Raw genomic sequence first — 1,201 nt, 5'->3', positions numbered from 1 at the left:
TCCTCGTCAGGCCAGCTTATAGGTAAATATTCAATGGCTTTATCCAAGTCAGTCTGCATCCAAGCATTGGATTCCTGATAAGTTTTACGGGGAAAGTCAAAGTCGTCCGATGCTCCCCAAAGCTGGTCAAAGATGGGCATTCCGCCATATCGTTTGATAATCTCAAAATAGAAGTAGGCACGCAGGAAATGAGCCTGTCCCAACAGTTTTCTCCTTTGGTCGTCTGTGATGGATTTCACTTGATCTACTCCACTAATTACACGGTTCACGATACGAAGTCCGGTATAAGCACGAGAAATAGCACTTTTGAAATTCGCTCCATCACTTTTACTTCAAATTGCCTACCGTTACGTATGTATTCGAATAAGAGTTGATACCATGTGTAAAGATTAGTATATCACCATTTTGAAAGATACGGTCCATGAACCCTAACAAACTGCTATAATCTTTATAAACATCATCTTCGGAAAGTCCGTCATCGGGAGAGCGGTCCAGATAGTCCTCACAGCTTCCTACAAACAGACCCAACAGAATGATCCATATCCAATTCAACTTATGTCTTCTCATATCAGTAAATTTAAAGTGTCTCATAATCCTAATCTAAAACCAATGTTATAACGTCTCACCATCGGATAAACATTCTGTCCCGAATGTTCGGGGTCACGGCGGGAATCACCTTTCGAGAACGTCAGCAAATTGCTGCCGTTGACATATACTTGCAATTTTGTCAGACGTAAAGGCTGCAACCAACGTTTCGGAATCTGATAATTCACTTCCAGGTTCTTCAAACGAAGATAAGCATGGTTGGTATATGTGTATGTACTGGCTACCGAATTATAACTTCTCTGAACATGAATACTGGGGCGAACCGGACCGCTTTGAATCGGAGCATCGGCTGTCCATGTATTCAATGTATTCGGTTGAGCCTTGATATTACCTTCCGGGAAATCCCATAAGTAAGATGGTATTGCTTCTTTATAAACATCCATAGCACTGTACCACAACATATTGAATCCGATTCCTTTGTAAGAACCTCCCAATGTAAATCCGAGGGTAGTGGTCGGATAGTTCAGGTTTTTCATCGGAACCATATCCTTAGCATCAATCATACCGTCTCCATTATAATCGATGTAGTACAAGTCTCCCGGAATCAATGTGTTGTGTGCACCATTGGCAATAGTGGACTGTGCCGAGTTGTAAA

The 1,201-nt window shown here is 41.8% G+C and carries 2 pseudogenes; both read right to left on the bottom strand.

From position 1 onward, the window contains the following. A pseudogene (locus tag AB5935_RS27070) lies at positions 1-567 on the bottom strand (RagB/SusD family nutrient uptake outer membrane protein); the annotation flags it as partial. 20 nt (positions 568-587) lie between these two features. Next, positions 588-1,201: pseudogene (locus tag AB5935_RS27065) on the bottom strand (TonB-dependent receptor); the annotation flags it as partial.

The organism is Phocaeicola sp. RTP21198st1_B8_RTP21198_201120 (genome assembly GCF_040929485.1).
GTDB classification, from domain to species: Bacteria; Bacteroidota; Bacteroidia; order Bacteroidales; family Bacteroidaceae; genus Phocaeicola; species Phocaeicola dorei.
This window is presented reverse-complemented; position numbering and strand designations above follow the sequence as displayed.